The sequence below is a fragment of the Pseudocitrobacter cyperus genome (assembly GCF_039889165.1).
Taxonomy (GTDB): domain Bacteria; phylum Pseudomonadota; class Gammaproteobacteria; order Enterobacterales; family Enterobacteriaceae; genus Pseudocitrobacter; species Pseudocitrobacter cyperus.
Map to the genome: position 1 here is coordinate 83,205 of NZ_JAYMYY010000008.1, position 17,884 is coordinate 101,088.

The 17,884-nt window shown below is 54.8% G+C and carries 17 protein-coding genes; 3 read left to right on the forward strand and 14 right to left on the reverse strand.

What is annotated here, in order from left to right; all coding sequences use genetic code 11:
- Positions 1–31: 31 nt before the first annotated feature.
- The 4 genes from aphA to dnaB form a co-directional block, all read right to left on the reverse strand.
- Positions 32–745 carry an acid phosphatase AphA gene (gene aphA / locus VSR74_RS20215; protein ID WP_347796351.1) on the reverse strand — a complete coding sequence of 238 codons (714 nt, stop codon included), beginning with the start codon at positions 743–745 and terminating at the stop codon, positions 32–34.
- Between the two features lie 195 nt (positions 746–940).
- Positions 941–2,134 carry an aromatic amino acid transaminase gene (gene tyrB, locus VSR74_RS20220; protein ID WP_347796352.1) on the reverse strand — a complete coding sequence of 398 codons (1,194 nt, stop codon included), beginning with the start codon at positions 2,132–2,134 and terminating at the stop codon, positions 941–943.
- A 149-nt stretch (positions 2,135–2,283) separates the two neighbouring features.
- The gene (alr, locus tag VSR74_RS20225; protein ID WP_347796353.1) at positions 2,284–3,363 is read right to left on the reverse strand and encodes an alanine racemase; all 1,080 of its coding nucleotides are present in this window, start codon (positions 3,361–3,363) and stop codon (positions 2,284–2,286) included.
- A gap of 66 nt (positions 3,364–3,429) precedes the next feature.
- On the reverse strand, positions 3,430–4,845 hold the full coding sequence (gene dnaB / locus VSR74_RS20230) for a replicative DNA helicase (protein WP_041686336.1): 1,416 nt from the start codon (positions 4,843–4,845) through the stop codon (positions 3,430–3,432).
- A gap of 63 nt (positions 4,846–4,908) precedes the next feature.
- Here dnaB and VSR74_RS20235 point away from each other — a divergent pair, with 63 nt between their 5' ends.
- Positions 4,909–5,892, forward strand: a complete 984-nt coding sequence (locus VSR74_RS20235; RefSeq protein WP_347796354.1) for a quinone oxidoreductase — start codon at positions 4,909–4,911, stop codon at positions 5,890–5,892.
- A 165-nt stretch (positions 5,893–6,057) separates the two neighbouring features.
- On the opposite strand, the gene pspG is transcribed toward VSR74_RS20235, so the two are convergent.
- From pspG to VSR74_RS20250, 3 genes are all read right to left on the reverse strand, one after another.
- Complete coding sequence (gene pspG, locus VSR74_RS20240; RefSeq protein ID WP_347796355.1) at positions 6,058–6,312, reverse strand: envelope stress response protein PspG; 255 nt, start codon at positions 6,310–6,312, stop codon at positions 6,058–6,060.
- Positions 6,313–6,449: 137 nt separating this feature from the next.
- Complete coding sequence (dusA, locus tag VSR74_RS20245) at positions 6,450–7,445, reverse strand: tRNA dihydrouridine(20/20a) synthase DusA (RefSeq protein WP_347796356.1); 996 nt, start codon at positions 7,443–7,445, stop codon at positions 6,450–6,452.
- A gap of 145 nt (positions 7,446–7,590) precedes the next feature.
- Positions 7,591–8,889, reverse strand: a complete 1,299-nt coding sequence (locus VSR74_RS20250; protein ID WP_411914274.1) for a conjugal transfer protein TraF — start codon at positions 8,887–8,889, stop codon at positions 7,591–7,593.
- Between the two features lie 325 nt (positions 8,890–9,214).
- On the opposite strand from VSR74_RS20250, the gene zur reads away from it, so the two are divergent.
- Complete coding sequence (gene zur, locus VSR74_RS20255) at positions 9,215–9,730, forward strand: zinc uptake transcriptional repressor Zur (RefSeq protein ID WP_347796358.1); 516 nt, start codon at positions 9,215–9,217, stop codon at positions 9,728–9,730.
- 79 nt (positions 9,731–9,809) lie between these two features.
- Here zur and VSR74_RS20260 read toward each other — a convergent pair whose 3' ends face one another.
- From VSR74_RS20260 to VSR74_RS20275, 4 genes are all read right to left on the reverse strand, one after another.
- On the reverse strand, positions 9,810–10,019 hold the full coding sequence (locus VSR74_RS20260; RefSeq protein ID WP_347796406.1) for a CsbD family protein: 210 nt from the start codon (positions 10,017–10,019) through the stop codon (positions 9,810–9,812).
- A 108-nt stretch (positions 10,020–10,127) separates the two neighbouring features.
- Complete coding sequence (gene dinF / locus VSR74_RS20265; RefSeq protein ID WP_347796359.1) at positions 10,128–11,483, reverse strand: MATE family efflux transporter DinF; 1,356 nt, start codon at positions 11,481–11,483, stop codon at positions 10,128–10,130.
- Positions 11,484–11,551: 68 nt separating this feature from the next.
- Positions 11,552–12,160, reverse strand: coding sequence for a transcriptional repressor LexA (lexA, locus tag VSR74_RS20270; RefSeq protein WP_108476009.1), 609 nt, complete (start codon positions 12,158–12,160; stop codon positions 11,552–11,554).
- Positions 12,161–12,269: 109 nt separating this feature from the next.
- Complete coding sequence (locus VSR74_RS20275; RefSeq protein WP_347796360.1) at positions 12,270–12,638, reverse strand: diacylglycerol kinase; 369 nt, start codon at positions 12,636–12,638, stop codon at positions 12,270–12,272.
- A gap of 130 nt (positions 12,639–12,768) precedes the next feature.
- On the opposite strand from VSR74_RS20275, the gene plsB reads away from it, so the two are divergent.
- Positions 12,769–15,192 (forward strand): glycerol-3-phosphate 1-O-acyltransferase PlsB, encoded by a 2,424-nt coding sequence (gene plsB, locus VSR74_RS20280; RefSeq protein WP_347796361.1) that lies wholly within the window; start codon positions 12,769–12,771, stop codon positions 15,190–15,192.
- A 124-nt stretch (positions 15,193–15,316) separates the two neighbouring features.
- Here plsB and ubiA read toward each other — a convergent pair whose 3' ends face one another.
- The 3 genes from ubiA to malM form a co-directional block, all read right to left on the reverse strand.
- On the reverse strand, positions 15,317–16,189 hold the full coding sequence (ubiA, locus tag VSR74_RS20285) for a 4-hydroxybenzoate octaprenyltransferase (RefSeq protein ID WP_347796362.1): 873 nt from the start codon (positions 16,187–16,189) through the stop codon (positions 15,317–15,319).
- Positions 16,190–16,201: 12 nt separating this feature from the next.
- Positions 16,202–16,696: a chorismate lyase gene (gene ubiC, locus VSR74_RS20290; protein WP_347796363.1), complete on the reverse strand. Its 495-nt coding sequence runs from the start codon at positions 16,694–16,696 to the stop codon at positions 16,202–16,204.
- A 188-nt stretch (positions 16,697–16,884) separates the two neighbouring features.
- Positions 16,885–17,826, reverse strand: coding sequence for a maltose operon protein MalM (gene malM / locus VSR74_RS20295; protein ID WP_347796364.1), 942 nt, complete (start codon positions 17,824–17,826; stop codon positions 16,885–16,887).
- Between the last annotated feature and the right edge of the window lie 58 nt (positions 17,827–17,884).

Below are 17,884 nucleotides of genomic sequence, written 5' to 3' on the forward strand. Positions count from 1 at the left end.
CTAAAAAAGCATCATTTTTACGCGCGAGCGTTTAATACTCAGAGTTAACGATCACCTCTTCATTAAACTTCCCGGCCTGCGGCAATGGGCGGTAGGTCGAGTTTGACGCGCGCAGAACGCGAATACCGCGGGCTCCCGCTTCACGCGCCGCCGAGATATCGTTATCCGAATCGCCGTAGAAAACTTTCACGCCCTTCTCTTTCAACCATTGGGTTTTAGTATTCTGCCCAGGCTTATCACCGGCAAAAATAACCGGGTTCATGCTGGTTGCCGGGATGAGGAAGTCATCCTGGAGGGTTTTTGAGACTGTTTCAGTTTTGGTTTCACTGCGCCCGGTGATGAAGTAAATGCTGTCCCCACGCTTTACGTGCATCGCAATCAGCGAGCGCGCCACTTCTTTAGGAATGCTGAACTCATCCCAACCGTTATTCATTTTTTCCCAGAATGCCGGATTCTTCAGATACGCTTCGCTGCCCGGAGACCAGGTTTTCTGCCCACGCCAGAAACCCGGGCTGGAAAACAGCACCGTATCGTCAATATCGAAACCTACGGCCATTGGCGGATGGCTCATCAGGCTGCTTTCAATCTGTGCCACCGATACCCAGTGAATGGGGGCTTGTTCAGCGAGTCTGGCGACATCCGTACCCGGATAGAGCGGAGAAGGAGATGAAGCGTGAGCGGTGACTGTGTTATTTAACGCGAACAACAAACAAACGGCGCTCAGCGCCTGTGTGATCTTGCGCATAGTTTTCCCTAAATCGTCGTCTTGTTTTTGTTTTGATATGAGTGATGCATCAAAAAATTAGAAAGACCTTAACGGTTAGAGGGAGTGAAGGGAAGGATTTTCCAGGATTTATCCGAGAAAAAGGATAGGAGATCACATTTTTACTTATCACACTCTCCGCACGGCAGCGATACCATACAGAGAGTGAGTACTCGCTTACATTACCGCCGCAAATGCCTGCGCCACACGATGCACGTTGCGGGAATTTAGCCCGGCGACGCACATACGACCGCTGGCAATCAGGTAAACGCCGAACTCATCACGCAGGCGATCGACCTGCGCGGCGCTCAGGCCGGTGTAGCTGAACATACCGCGCTGCTTAAGAAGGTAATCGAAATTTCCTTCCGGCATGGCGTCTTTCAGCACGTTCACCAGCGCCTGACGCATGTCCAGAATGCGCGTGCGCATCGCTTCCACTTCCGCCAGCCACGACGCTTTCAGTGCCTCATCGTTCAGCACGGTAGACACAATCTGCGCCCCGGTGGTCGGCGGGCTGGAGTAGTTACGACGTACCGTCGCTTTTAACTGGCCCAGCACGCGCCCTGCGGCGTCGGCATCTTCGCAGACCACGGACAAGCCGCCGATACGCTCACCATACAACGAGAAAATTTTCGAAAAGGAGTTGCTCACCAGAGCCGGTAATCCTGCCGCCGCAATCGTGCGGATAGCATATGCATCCTGTTCCATGCCGCCGCCAAAGCCCTGATACGCGATATCGAGGAACGGGATCAGGTTGCGCGCTTTCAGCACTTCCGTTACTGCATCCCACTGGCTGTTAGTCAGGTCTGCCCCTGTCGGGTTATGGCAGCACGGGTGCAGCAGGACGATACTTTGCGCAGGCAGCGTGTTGAGCGTTTCCAGCAGCGCATCGAAACGTACACCGTTTGTTTCTGCGTCGAACCACGGATAGGTTTTCACCGTAAAGCCCGCGCCTTCAAAGATGGCAACGTGGTTTTCCCAGGTGGGGTCGCTGACCCAGACGCCGGAATCCGGGAAGTAGCGTTTGAGGAAGTCTGCCCCTACTTTTAGCGCCCCGGAACCGCCCAGCGTCTGAATACTGGCGATACGCTGCTTCTGAAGCGCGGGGTGATCGGCGCCAAACAACAGCGGCGCAATGGCCTGGCGGTAGCTGTTTAGCCCTTCCATCGGCAGATAAAGCGAGGCGCTATGCGGTTCAGCCGCGAGGCGCTTTTCAGCATCAGCAACCGCCTGAAGCTGGGGGATGATGCCCTCTTCGTTGTAGTACAGCCCGATGCTGAGATTCACTTTATCGCTACGCGGATCTTCTTTAAAACGCTCCATCAGCGAAAGGATGGGGTCGCCAGCGTAGGCGTCAACTTTTTGAAACACGTTGTGGTTCTCCAGGTTTACAGAAGGCAGGTAATAACACAATAAACCGGAAGCGTGAGAAGGTCGAGAGGATGTTTGAAGAAGAGAGCGGTTACAGGATGGCCGTAAGCCGGGCAGGCACAGCCGCCGCCCGGCAACACGACGCGTATTCAATCAAGGTACTGCATCGCCACGCGCGAGGTCAGGCGCGTGATAAGTTCATAAGCGCTTACTTTCGTGATCTCCGCAATGCGTTCAACGGGTAACCCTTCGCCCCACATCACCACCGGATCGCCCGCTTTATCCTGCGCTTCCGGCCCCAGGTCAACGCAGATCATGTCCATCGCCACGCGCCCGACAATCGGCACTTCGCGGCCATTGACCAGCACCGGCGTACCCGAAGGCGCAGCGCGCGGATAGCCGTCGCCGTACCCCATTGCCACCACGCCAAGGCGTGTGTCGCGTTCGCTAATCCAGGTACCACCGTAGCCCACCGCTTCGCCCGCTTTATGTTCGCGCACGGCAATCAGGCTGGAGGTGAGCGACATCACCGGCTGAAAGCCGAAATCCGGCCCCCAGGGCTTTTGCTCCAGCGGTGAGACGCCGTAAAGGATAATGCCTGGACGCGCCCAGTCGAAATGCGATTGCGGCCACAGCAAGATGCCGCCAGATGCCGCAATAGAGCGCTTCCCCGGTTTGCCTTCGCAGAACGTGTTAAAGATATCGAGCTGTTTTTCCGTCGCACCGCATTCTGGTTCGTCGGCGCGGGCAAAGTGGCTCACGATGTTGACCGGCTGGCTGACGTTTTTGCACTCGCTCAGACGCTGGTAAAACGCCTCCGCCTCTTCCGGGCGCACGCCAAGGCGATGCATCCCCGTATCGAGTTTCATCCATACTGTTACCGGGCGGCTGAGCTGCGCGGTTTCCAGCGCTTCCAGTTGCTCCATGTTATGTATGGCGGTGTGTAACTGTTTATCGGCGATAACCGGGAGATCAGAGGCGTTAAAAAAGCCTTCAAGCAGTAAGATGGGCTGCGTAATGCCGCCTTCACGTAGCCGAAGAGCCTCTTCCAGACGGGCAACGCCAAAAGCGTCGGCGTCGGGAAGCGTTCGCGCAGTCTCAAGAAGACCGTGTCCATAGGCGTTCGCTTTCACCACCGCAACCAGTTTGCTGGCGGGCGCCAGTTCACGCAGACGTTGCAGATTGTGTCGCAGAGCGCGGCGGTTAATCACTACAGTAGCCGCTTGCATTTGTATTCCTTGAAAATTGTTTGCTTTCGTTACCTGATTTATTAGAGATAAAACACATTGATGACATTACTCATCGTCGTACTGCGGCCCCGCATAGTTATCAAAGCGCGACCACTGACCATTAAAGGTAAGACGCACGGTGCCGATCGGGCCGTTACGCTGTTTACCGATAATAATTTCTGCAATGCCTTTTAAGTCGCTGTTTTCGTGATAAACCTCATCACGGTAGATAAACATGATTAAGTCGGCATCCTGTTCGATTGAGCCGGATTCACGCAGGTCGGAGTTGACCGGGCGTTTATCGGCGCGCTGTTCCAGTGAGCGGTTAAGCTGCGACAGCGCCACCACCGGCACATGTAATTCTTTGGCTAACGCCTTGAGCGAGCGTGAGATTTCGGCAATTTCCAGGGTACGGTTGTCGGAGAGCGAAGGCACGCGCATCAACTGCAGGTAGTCGATCATGATAAGCCCAATGCCGTCGTGCTCACGGGCAATACGGCGCGCGCGCGATCGCACTTCCGTCGGTGTCAGACCGGAGGAGTCATCGATGTAAATATTGCGCTTTTCCAGCAGAATGCCCATCGTTCCGGAGATCCTCGCCCAGTCTTCGTCGTCCAGTTGCCCGGTACGAATTTTGGTCTGATCGACGCGCGACAGCGAGGCCAGGGAACGCATCATGATCTGTTCCGATGGCATCTCCAGTGAGAAGATTAGCACCGGTTTATCCTGCAACATCGCCGCGTTTTCAACGAGGTTCATTGCAAATGTCGTTTTACCCATCGACGGACGCGCCGCAACAATAATCAGATCCGACGGCTGCAGGCCCGCGGTTTTTTTATTGAGATCGTCATAGCCGGTATTCACCCCGGTAACACCGTCGTGCGGCTGCTGGAACAGTTGCTCGATACGCGCGACGGTGGCGTCCAGCACATCGGCGATATTTTTCGGGCCTTCGTCTTTATTGGCGCGGCTTTCGGCGATTTTAAAGACCCGGGATTCCGCGAGATCGAGCAGATCTTCACTGGTACGGCCCTGGGGGTCGAAACCGGCCTCGGCAATCTCATTGGCGACCGAAATCATCTCACGGACAACAGCACGTTCACGAACGATATCGGCATAAGCGCTGATGTTCGCCGCACTTGGCGTGTTTTTTGACAGTTCCGCCAGATAGGCAAAACCGCCAACGCTATCAAGCTGTCCCTGACGCTCCAGCGATTCCGCCAGCGTGATCAGGTCAATCGGGCTGCCGGTTTCCTGTAAACGCCCCATTTCAGTAAAGATGTGGCGATGCGGACGGGTATAAAAGTCGTCAGACACTACACGCTCGGCGACGTCGTCCCAGCGTTCGTTATCCAGCATCAAACCGCCCAACACCGACTGTTCCGCTTCAATCGAGTGCGGCGGCACTTTCAGCCCCGCGACCTGGGGGTCACGCTCACGAGCTTCAGTCTGTTGTTTGTTGAAGGGTTTATTTGCTGCCATAGTGAATGGAGTTACCGAGATAAAGATTGGGTCGAAAGATTACCACATTGTTCAGGAGGAAGCATGGCAACGCGCATTGAATTTGACAAGCATGGCGGCCCCGATGTTCTCAAAGCCGTGGAGTTCACTCCCGCCGATCCCGCCCACCATGAAGTGCAGGTCGAAAACAAGGCTATCGGCATAAATTATATTGATACCTATGTCCGCAGCGGCCTCTATCCGCCGCCGTCGCTGCCGAGCGGCCTCGGAACGGAAGCGGCTGGGGTGGTCACTAAAATTGGTAAAGATGTCAGGCACGTCAACGTGGGTGATCGCGTGGTTTACGCCCAGTCCTCATCTGGCGCATACAGCACTGTACATAATGTGGCTGAAGACAAAGTGGCGATATTACCGGACGCTATCTCTTTTGAGCAGGCTGCAGCCTCCTTCCTGAAAGGGCTGACGGTGTTCTATCTGCTGCGCAAAACCTATGAAATTCAGCCTGATGAGCCGTTTCTTTTCCATGCGGCGGCGGGTGGCGTAGGGCTGATTGCCTGCCAGTGGGCGAAAGCGCTGGGCGCGAAGTTGATAGGTACCGTCGGTAGCGCGGAGAAAGGCGAACGCGCGCTGAAAGCGGGCGCATGGCAGGTGATTAACTATCGCGATGAAAATATCGTTGAGCGCGTAAAAGAGATTACCGGCGGTAAGAAAGTGCGCGTGGTGTATGACTCGGTCGGTAAAGATACCTGGGAGGCGTCGCTGGACTGCCTGCAACGCCGCGGATTAATGGTGAGTTTCGGTAATTCATCCGGGCCCGTGACGGGTGTGAATCTGGGTATCCTCAACCAGAAAGGCTCGCTGTATGTTACCCGCCCTTCCCTTTATGGCTACGTGAGCACGCGAGAAGAGCTACAGGAAGCAAGTAATGAGCTGTTCTCATTGATTGCCAGCGGCGTGATTAAAGTGGATGTGGCGGAAAAACAGAAGTTCAGGCTGACGGATGCAAAGCATGCGCATGAAGTGCTGGAGAGCCGGGCTACGCAGGGGTCAAGTTTGTTGATCCCTTAGAAAAGCTTAGGGCTTCCACATGGGAAGCCCTTACTTTTTTTAGTTCGGCTGTATGTAGGGTACAGCTCGATGAATTTGTCAGCGGCGTAATAGTGACAGATTTACTACGCGAAACCTATGCCGTTTTATGCAAAATGTCTATTGTGTGACGAACCCCTCAATACCTTAGTAACGCCAACGGTTATTACTCCGGTATGCCCGGCGATACTCGGGAATTTTCGGCGATTTAATCGCCCGAATTACCCACACAACCGCTATCGCCAGCAGCAGCCAGGGCAGCAATTTAATCATCAAAGCAAACAGACCGCCGACAAACATCAGCGCCGTGGCGACAAAAAGCGCAGCAATAATGCCCAGTAGTGAAATGCCCGTCACCAGCAGCATCACGAAAAATCCAATCACAAATAGCAGTTCGAGCATGGCTCTCTCCCAAAGATATATTCATTCTCTGTTTGCTATTACAAGATTCATGCCAAACTTAAACTATTGATTTTAAAAAGACACGCCCGGCAACAGTGTGCCGGGCGTGGTGAATTTGACCAGGTTTTAGTGAAATTTTAACGCTTGTCAGCAACCAGCTTGAGAGCATGCTCCAGCACGTTAATATCCGCCCCGGCTTTGTGGGCGTTTTCACTCAGATAACGACGCCACTGGCGCGCGCCCGGAATGCCCTGGAACAGCCCCAGCATATGGCGGGTGACGTGGCCCAGATAGGTGCCATTGCTCAGCTCACGCTCAATGTAGGGATACATTGAGCGCACGACCGCAACCGGGTCTACATCCGCACCATCAACACCGAAGATTTCACGGTCAACCGTCGCGAGAATGCCGGGGTTCTGATATGCCTCACGCCCCACCATGACGCCGTCCATATACTCCAGATGGCTTTTCGCCTCTTCCAGCGATTTGATGCCACCATTAATCGACATTGTCAGATGCGGGAAGTCGCGCTTCAGTTGATACACTCGCGGGTAATCCAGCGGGGGGATTTCACGGTTTTCTTTCGGGCTAAGGCCAGAGAGCCAGGCTTTTCGCGCGTGGATGATAAACATCTCGCACTCGCCGCGCTCGGCGACGGTGTTGATAAAGTCGCAAAGAAATTCGTAGCTATCCTGATCGTCAATGCCAATCCGGGTTTTCACCGTGACGGGAATCGACACCACATCGCGCATCGCTTTTACGCAGTCGGCCACCAGTTGAGCGTTCCCCATCAGACAGGCGCCAAACATACCGTTCTGCACACGATCGGACGGACAGCCGACGTTGAGGTTGATTTCGTCATAGCCGCGCGCTTCCGCCAGCTTCGCACACTGCGCAAGCTGGGCCGGGTCGCTACCGCCAAGCTGCAACGCAACCGGATGCTCTTCCTCGCTATAAGCCAGGTAATCGCCCTTGCCATGAATAATCGCCCCGGTAGTGACCATTTCCGTGTACAGCAACGTATGTCGTGACAGTTGACGCAGGAAGTAGCGGCAATGTCTGTCAGTCCAGTCGAGCATCGGCGCGATAGAGAAACGGTGTGCAGGGAAAACGGCGGACGAAGATTCTGACATGGCGATTATTTAAGCATTCTGAAAAAGGGGCGCTACTATAGCACAAAGCAAAAGCGGAGATCATGTCGCTCACCCGGTGGCGCTGCGCTTGCCGGGCCAACAGGATCAGCACCATTTGCTACGCAGCGCCATCCGGTAAAAAACATCAGAACGTCACGCTTAACTGCGCCCCTGCCCCCCAGGTTTCATCCTCACCAACCAGCCCCATCAGATCGACATGCACACGGTTAAACGGTGCGAACCCCACACCTCCGGTGAACACATTACTGTCGTTGTTCTTCACATCCGCACGATAACCGGCGCGCACGGCGAGCCAGTCGAGGGGGCGCACTTCGGCCCCCACACCAACATATTGCGAATTTTCTTCGCTTTTGAAGCCCTTTGTTTCAGTCAGGTCACCGTCGGCGCTCACCGTTATCAGATCGTTATGCCACGCCACTCCGGCAGTCACCAGCGGGCGGATCTGATAAGTATCTTTATAGTTGGTGGTAACACCCGTTTCCCCATTGGTGATAAAGACATCTTTCGTGTCGATATCCCGGGAGATCAGGTTTTGCCCGCTCACGCCCACCGTCCAGTTTTCGCCAAAGTCCGCCGCAATACCGGCATCGACGTTAAAGCCGGTGTCATCATTGCGATAGCGGCTGCTGTTCCAGTCGCTGCTGTCGTAGTTATAGACAGAAGTGGTGTAGTTATAGAGCCAGGTTTTTTGCAGTTTTGGCGTGATGCCGACGGAAACCGGCACTTCGCCCAACTGGAATTGCCGTGCAACCGCCACGCCATAATCAGAGACAATCGCCACGCGCCCGGACGCGGTAGAATTAAGATGTTTGGTAATTTCATCAGAACCCCCGACCACAGCCTTCCCGGCTTCGATAATCGCGGTTGTCTGGCTACCTTCGATACCGCGCAGATAATCAATATCGCCCTGGTCGATTGAGGAACTGACTCGCCCGTGCGCATAGGCTTTGGTGACAAACGCCACCGAGAGCACATCGTTTGGAATGCTGACTGCAATCCCCGCCCCGCCGCTGGCCCGCGCGGTTTTCCCCTTCAGATAGTCCAGCTCATTCGCCAAATCGCCAGCGGCTCCCTGAAACTGCCCTAACGTACCCTGCGGGTCGAGTAAAATATCCTCCAGTGTCAAATCATTAAGTACGCCGCGATAGTGATTAACTTTGTCGTTAATCTCGTCGATTTCATCCTGGAGGTTATCTTTGTCAGAAATTTGTGCCCCAACGGCGGGAAGAATAACCGTAATGTCATCGTCCGGTTTGGCCTTCGCCAGCAGCGCCGGGTTAATCAGCACGCCACTTCCGTAGTTTGCCGATGCGACGCCGGTTCCCCCCATCGCATCATTACGCGCTTCTGACCAGGTATTGGCGGCAAACGCCTGATTTGCCATAAACAAAGATGCCGTAAGCGGGAGAATCGTGTTTCTCATGTTTTTTTTCACAGTTATTCCGTTCATTTGCAGGTGAATACGCCCCATACCCATGAAGCATAAGGGAGAACTTTTGCTGTGAATGCGTTGAATTGAGAGGAAAAAATACAGGATATATCAGGATTATTGGCAATTTATAATTATGATTAACGTCCGCTTTATTTATAGATGAGGTCAAAAGCGCTTCCCAGCTTTTCTCGCGTTGTCGGCAAGAAATAGTGATGTTTAGGATTTACCTCAGATTGGCGATTATTCAGGCACTCGGTGTTTTTGCCATAACATGGTAAAGTAGAGGTCTATTTCCCCCGTATCACGAGGACGCAAAATGGATAAGACCACTTCGCAAGAGATGTTGGCGCAGGCTGAAAAGCTCTGTGCGCAGCGCGGTGTGCGCCTGACTCCACAACGTCTGGAAGTGCTGCGTCTGCTGAGCCTGCAGCAGGGGGCAATCAGCGCCTACGATTTGCTCGATTTGCTACGCGTCAAAGAGCCGCAAGCCAAGCCGCCTACCGTTTATCGGGCGCTGGAGTTTTTACTCGAGCAGGGGTTTGTACATAAGGTCGAGTCCACCAACAGCTACGTGCTCTGTCATCTCTTTGACCAGCCAACGCATACCTCAGCGATGTTTATCTGCGATCGCTGCGGTGTGGTGAAAGAAGAGTGTGCGGAGGGCGTGGAAGATATCATGCACATGGTTGCCGCCCGAATGGGCTTTGCGCTGCGTCATAATGTGATTGAGGCGCATGGCCTGTGTGCAGAATGCGTGGAAGTAGAGGCCTGCCGTTCACACGAACATTGCCACCACGACCACACCATTCAGATTAAGAAAAAGGCACGTTAATTCGAGGGTTGGCACATCCTTGTACCTGCGGGCAGGTTACGCTCATTGAGGGGAGTTGAGCGTGGTGCCGTCAGCGTGACTACCAATGATAGTCGTTACGGGTTTCCCAGTCTTTGACCTCTTTTTCGGCCTGATCTTTCGCGTATCCATACCGCTCCTGGATTTTCCCGACAAGCTGATCGCGTTTACCTTCGACGACGGTCATATCATCGTCGGTCAGTTTGCCCCATTGTTCTTTCGCTTTACCTTTGAACTGTTTCCAGTTACCGCTGAGTTCGTCTTTATTCATCATCGGCTCCTTATCGTTCGATCATGGTTGCGTTATCGCATCGTCCTTCGACGTTCATTTCTGCTGAACGTGATAATAAGTGTAGATGAGGATATCGCCGATGATTCACTATTCAGAATCTTTAACCATCGGGTGAGATGAGGGGGCGGCAAACCACGTCCCATTCTGCCAATGGCGACGCCAGATAACTGCCAGAGACAGCCCACGCAGAGCAAGGAAGACCGCCAGCGCCAGCCACAGGCCATGATTGCCCAACATCGGTACTGTCAGGAGCGTCAGGGCAAAACCCGCGGCAGCAACCGCCATACTGTTACGCATCTCCGCGCCGCGCGTCGCACCAATAAACATGCCATCCAGCAGATAACACCAGACACCAATCACCGGAAGCACCGCCTGCCAGAATACGTAGCGATCGGCAAGCTGCTGCAGGGAGGGTAATGACGTCAACATTGCGACGATGTGCCCGCCAGCCAGCGCGTAAACCAGCGCAAAAGCCAGTGCGACGATCCCCGCCTGGCGGCAGGCCGCGCGCCAGACGCTGAGTAACTGACTGTCATCACGCGCACCGTAAGCCTGCCCGGAGTGCGCCTCAACGGCATAAGCGAAGCCATCCAGCGCATAGGCGGTGAAGGTGAGCATCGTCATCAACACCGCGTTAACCGCGACGACATCGCTACCCAGCCGCGCACCAAACACAGTCAACGCGCCAAAGCAAAGCTGAAGTAATAACGAGCGCAGCATGATGTCGCGATTGAGCGCCAGCAGGCTACGGATGTTGCCGCGCCAGGCCATTTTCAGCATTGCAACCGAAATGCCCCGCAGAACCAGCACCTTGCGCGCCATCAGCAGGCCGATTGCCATGGTGGCATATTCGGCGATGACCGTTGCCAGCGCGGCACCCTGCACATTCATGTGCAGGCCCATCACCAGCCAGAGGTCGAGGACGATATTCAGAATATTACCGACAATCAGCAGGATAACCGGAGCCCGGGCGTACTGAACACCCAGCAACCGGCCCAACAGCACCAGGTTCGCCAGCGATGCCGGCGCACTCAGCCAGCGGATTTCAAGAAAACGCCGCGCCTGCTCCAGCACCGCATCGCTGCCACCGACAATAGCAAGCGCCAGATTAATCAGCGGCTCTTTGAACAGTACGATAAGTAGCCCCGCCCCCAGCGCCAGCAGCAGCGGCTGCACCAGCGCGCGAGCCAGACGAACAGGGTCTTTCGCGCCAAAAGCCTGCGCGGTCAAACCGGTCGTGCTCATACGTAAAAAAAGCAGCAGCATAAACAGGAAGCTGGTTGCCGTTGCGCCAATCGCCACGCCGCCGAGGTACACCGCACTATCGAGATGGCCAATCACCGCGGTATCCACCAGGCCCAGCAGGGGAACCGTGATATTGGAGAAAATCATGGGAAGGGCGAGACGCCATAATGCCTTGTCGGCAGCCGTGAAGAGCGACATGGTTAGGAACCTGAACAGAAAAGAGAACGAACAACGGCGCATGATGCGCCGTTGTTATCGGGAGAGGATTACAGCCATTCGCCGTTGCGGATCACGCCAACGGCCAGCCCTTCAATGGAGAAGTTCTGACGGCGAAGATCGACGACAATCGGGGAAAACTCGCTGTTTTCCGGCAACAGTTCAACGACGTTGCCCTGTTTTTTCAGGCGTTTCACGGTCACTTCTTCGTCGATGCGAGCCACGACGACCTGGCCATTTCGAACATCCTGCGTTTTATGCACCGCGAGCAGGTCGCCATCCATAATGCCGATGTCTTTCATCGACATACCGCTAACCCGCAGCAGGAAGTCGGCATTCGGTTTGAACAGCGACGGGTCAACCTGGTAGTGACCTTCAATATGCTGCTGCGCCAGCAGCGGCTCACCGGCGGCGACCCGGCCAATCAGCGGCAGGCCGGTTTCTTCTTCCACCAGCAAGCGAATGCCGCGCGATGCGCCCGAAACAATTTCAATGACGCCTTTGCGCGCCAGCGCTTTCAGATGCTCTTCCGCCGCATTCGGGGACCGGAACCCCAGGCGCTGAGCAATTTCCGCACGTGTTGGCGGCATGCCCGTTTGGCCGATATGATCTCGAATGAGATCAAACACCTCTTGCTGCCTGGTCGTTAACGCTTTCATTCCGCCCCCTGGGTGTATATACAGTTATGCTGTGAGTATATACAGTTGATGGCTATTTTGGAACCGCAAAACACACAAAATACAGGAGTTTTCGCAGATTATGCGAGACTCAGCGGAAAAGCGGCCACAGCAACATAGCCCAGGTCATCAGCGCAACGAAAATCGCCAGCAGCACCGCCGCCGACCCCATATCTTTCGCCCGTCCGGAGAGTTCGTGATACTCAGAACCAATACGGTCAACCACCGCTTCCAGCGCACTATTGAGAATTTCCACTATCATCACCAAAAGAACAGAGCCAATCAGTAATACGCGCGTAATGGCGTCTACATCCAGCCAGCAGGCGATGATAATGGCCACAACCGAGGCGACCCCTTCCTGGCGAAACGCGGCTTCATTGACCCACGCCGCACGAAAACCTTTCCAGGAATAACCAGCCGCTTTGATAATTCGGGTGAGTCCAGTGGTATTATTGGCCATCAAATAGAACCTTTTAGCGTTATACGCATCAATGACAGTAGTTGTTATCGGCGGTAGAACAGAAATCCTGCTGACTTTCTGATATTCTTGCCGCGCATTTGCATGATTAACCAGAGGCTTTACATCGTTTATGTCCGGCTGGCCACGAATTTACTACAAATTACTGAATTTACCATTAAGTGTACTGGTAAAAAGCAAGTCTATTCCGGCAGAACCTGCCCAGGAATTGGGGCTCGATACGTCGCGCCCTATCATGTACGTCCTGCCTTATAACTCAAAGGCCGACCTACTGACCTTGCGCGCCCAGTGCCTGGCGCACGATCTCCCCGACCCGCTAGAACCGCTGGAGATCGACGGCACCCTGCTGCCCCGCTACGTGTTTATTCACGGCGGCCCGCGGGTGTTCACCTATTACACGCCGAAAGAAGAGTCTATCAAGCTGTTCCACGACTATCTCGATCTGCATCGCAGCAATCCGAATCTGGATGTGCAGATGGTGCCGGTATCGGTGATGTTTGGTCGTCGTCCGGGGCGTGAAAAAGGCGAAGTGAATCCGCCGCTGCGCATGCTGAACGGCATTCAGAAATTCTTTGCCGTTTCCTGGCTCGGCCGCGACAGCTTCGTGCGCTTCTCGCCGTCCGTCTCGCTGCGCCGTATGGCCGATGAGCATGGCACCGATAAAATAATCGCGCAGAAACTGGCGCGCGTGGCGCGCATGCACTTTGCCCGCCAGCGCCTGGCTGCTGTAGGGCCGCGCCTGCCTGCGCGTCAGGATCTCTTTAACAAGCTACTCGCCTCCCGGGCGATTGCGAAAGCGGTTGAAGATGAAGCGCGTAGCAAAAAAATCTCCCATGAAAAAGCGCAGCAGAACGCCATTGCACTCATGGAAGAGATTGCAGCCAACTTCTCTTATGAAATGATTCGCCTGACTGACCGTATTCTGGGCTTCACCTGGAACCGTTTGTATCAGGGGATCAACGTCAACAACGCCGAACGCGTTCGCCAACTGGCGCACGATGGTCACGAGATTGTGTATGTGCCGTGCCACCGTAGCCATATGGACTACCTGCTGCTCTCCTATGTGCTGTATCACCAGGGCCTGGTGCCGCCGCATATTGCTGCCGGTATCAACCTGAACTTCTGGCCAGCCGGCCCGATTTTCCGCCGCCTGGGCGCATTCTTTATTCGCCGCACCTTTAAGGGCAACAAACTCTATTCCACCGTGTTCCGTGAGTATCTCGGCGAGCTGTTCAGCCGTGGCTACTCTGTTGAATACTTTGTGGAAGGCGGGCGTTCCCGTACTGGCCGTCTGCTGGACCCGAAAACCGGCACCCTGTCGATGACCATTCAGGCAATGCTTCGCGGCGGGACTCGACCTATCACCCTGGTGCCGATTTACATCGGTTACGAGCATGTGATGGAAGTGGGCACTTACGCTAAAGAACTGCGCGGTGCGACCAAAGAGAAAGAGAGCTTGCCGCAAATGCTGAAAGGCCTGAGCAAGCTGCGTAATCTGGGCCAGGGCTATGTGAACTTCGGCGAGCCGATTCCGCTGATGAACTACCTGAACCATCACGTACCGGAGTGGCGCGAATCTATCGACCCTATCGAAGCCATTCGTCCGGCATGGTTGACGCCGACGGTGAACGGTATCGCCGCCGAACTGATGGTGCGCATTAACAACGCAGGCGCGGCGAACGCCATGAACCTGTGCTGTACTGCGCTGCTGGCGTCTCGTCAGCGTTCTCTGACCCGCGAACAACTGACTCAGCAACTGGATTGCTACCTGTCGCTGCTGCGTAACGCGCCGTATTCCCCGGATGCCACCACGCCGAATGCGACGGCCAGCGAGCTTATCGACCATGCATTGCAGATGAACAAGTTCGAAGTCGAGAAAGACACCATTGGCGACATCATTATTCTGCCACGCGAGCAGGCAGTACTGATGACCTACTACCGCAACAACATCGCCCATATGCTGATCATGCCGTCACTGCTGGCCACCATCATGACTCAGCATCGACATGTTTCTCGCGCGGACGTGCAGAACATGGTTGAAGTGCTCTACCCGATGCTGAAAGCGGAACTGTTCCTGCGCTGGGAGAAAGCAGAGCTGGCGTCGGTGATTGATACGCTGGTTGATGAGATGGAACGTCAGTCGTTAATTACCCGTCAGGGCGATGAGCTACATATCAACCCGTCTCACTCGCGTACTCTGCAATTGCTGGCGGCTGGCGCGCGTGAAACGCTGCAACGCTATGCCATCACCTTCTGGCTGCTGAGCGCCAACCCATCAATGAACCGCAGTTCGCTGGAGAAAGAGAGCCGCACCGTGGCGCAACGTCTCTCCGTCCTGCACGGTATTAACTCGCCGGAATTTTTTGATAAAGCGGTGTTCTCATCACTGGTGCTGACGCTGCGTGATGAAGGTTATATTAGCGACAGCGGCGACGCCGAGCCGGAAGAGACGATGAAGGTTTACCAGATGATGGCGAACCTGATTACGTCTGATGTCCGTTTGACGATTGAGAGTGTGACGCAGGACGAGGCGTAATTAGCACCGTTTGTTCCCCCTCACCCTAACCCTCTCCCACAGGGAGAGGGAACCGATTGTGCCGTGTTCTCCCTCTCCCTGTGGGAGAGGGCCGGGGTGGGGGCATCAGCCCGCACAGTGCGTTTTAAAGGTGCCAGTAACTCATCGCCAGACCGATAAACAACACCAGCCCAACGTAGTTATTATTCATAAACGCCTGGAAACAGGCCGCACGTTCACGATGGCGGATCAGCTTTTGCTGATACACAAACAGTGTGCCCGCAATAAAGATTGACCAGTAGAATACCCAGTTAAGCCCGTTCAGGTAGCCAATTGCTGCCATCAGCACCAGCACGCCAGCCTGTAAGATACCGATAATTAAGCGGTCATACTGGCCAAACAGGATAGCCGTCGACTTCACGCCGATTTTAACGTCGTCATCGCGATCAACCATCGCATACTGCGTATCGTAAGCCACCGCCCACAGGATATTCGCCAGCAGCATCAGCCAGCAGCTTAGCGGCAGCGATTCGCTGACGGCGGCAAACGCCATAGGAATTGACCAGCCGAAAGCCGCGCCCAGCACCACCTGCGGCAGATGGGTGTAGCGCTTCATAAACGGGTAGACCCACGCCAGCGCCAACCCGGCAACGGAAAGCAGAATGGTCATGGTGTTGAGCGTCAGCACCAGCAGGAACGACAGCAGCACCAGCACAGCAAACAGCGTTCGCGCTTCTTTCTCCGTCACCGCGCCACTCGGCAACGGGCGATTGGCAGTGCGCTTTACGTGGCCGTCAAATTTACGGTCGGCGTAGTCATTCACCACGCAGCCGGCTGCGCGCATCAGCCAGACACCTGCGACAAATACCGCCAGGATCCACAGCGGCGGAACGCCCGGCGCGGCAACCCATAGCGCCCACAGTGTCGGCCACAGCAGCAACAAGGCGCCAATCGGCTTGTCAGTACGCATCAGACGATGAAACGCCAGCAGCTTATTCTGCGTCAGGCTCCTCTCCATTTTTTCTTCCTCTTAGTACAACGGCGATGCCGGCAGAAACAGCTCGGTCAGGAGCAACGGTTTCCCGCTTAGCCGGAGGCGGGAACGGCGCCCCCAAAGGCTGGCATCACAACCTATCTCAATAAAATCACGCGTTAACATGGAAGACGTAAACAGGTAACGACCCAGCGGCGTCTTCCCAAGCTGTTGCAGCGCCAGTTCCGGCCCGCTCAGTGTCGACTCCGGCACCACGGTGCGCCCGGCAAGCCAGGGGGTGCCATCCACACACAGTAATATTTCACGTAACCAGTAACGTTGTTCATCCGGCAACAGCGGTAACTCTTGTGCTATAGCATCGCGGCTGACAAACCCTTCGTCAATCAATGTGACGCTCACCACACCATATTGTTCGAAACGTTTGGTCATGGAGTCTTCCAGCAACAGCCAGTCGAGCTTCTCCGCGTCGAGTGAAGGGATGGTGTCAAAGTAGTTCAGCGCACGCAGTTGCGTCAGTGCGGGGTGCGACATGACTGTCTCTCCAGTACATAAAGTGGGGCTATTGTATCGCAGAAAATCATTGTCGGGAGTGCAGTAATGGCTAAATACGATCATTAACGCAACAGTTATGCAACAGTATGAATCGCATCCAAAAAAAAGTGCGCCCCAAGGGGCGCACCGAAAGGCATAGCCTAAACATCAGCGCTGTGGGGATATCATTACCCCTTGCCTTTTACAGAGCTGATAAAGGTGGATCTCGCAGAGGTGGAACCCAGGCGTTCAGCTTCATCCAGCAGTTTCAATGCTTTATCGACATCCCCTTTCGCAACAGCCTCTTTGATGGCCTTGTTGAAGTAGGATTCCGTATCATTCAGCATCGGCTCACTTTTCTTCGCTGTAGTTGGCGCAGGTGCGGCGGCTACAGCGGCAGGTGCAGCGTAAGTCGGTGCAGCGGTGTTACCGACGGTAACCGGTGCCGGGCCGGAAGAGCCAAACAGCGGGCCAACCAGTACGCTGGAGGTGCTATTGGTTTTCACTTTCAGCTTCAGCGTGCCATCGGTGATATGACGGGCAATCGGATCCGGGATATCCGGAATCGCGTTACCTACGCCTTTAGCGTAGGACTTAGCCGGGTCAAGTAATTGGGTAGTTTTCTGCAGATCCTGTTCGGTGGTAAACACCAGCACATACAGTTTCTGCTGACCCAGCGCAGGCGTCAGACGCATTTCGCCTTCAAGACGGTCAGCGCTCATGACCCCCGGTTCCTGATAGGTGAAGTAGCTTGACGGGAAGTACGCCGATGGCGTCATGTTCTGGTCAAGAATCAGGACGTTCGGGGCAAATACGCTGGTTTGTTTATTCACTTCGCTGGTCAGTGTTAACGTCAACTCACCAATATTAGCCGGGACACTATAAGCGGCAACCGGGCCAGTGATGCCAGGCACATTCAGGCTCTGGCCAGCCGTGGAGAGCGTTGTGGTCTGGACTTTAGATTGATCCACCGGCGTCCAGGTCAGTTGCTGTAACGCGGCAGTCGGAATGGTTGGCGCAGCAGAGGTGTTCTGCGGCACATAGTTAACATCAGCAAAGCTGACTGCCGGTACGCTTGCCAGCAGGCCAGCGGAGAGGCAGAGGGCGACGAGACTTTTCTTCATTTTCATTGTTATCACCTCAGATACAGAGCTCAGCGTTGGCCAGGCAATAGCGCGCTGCGCGTAA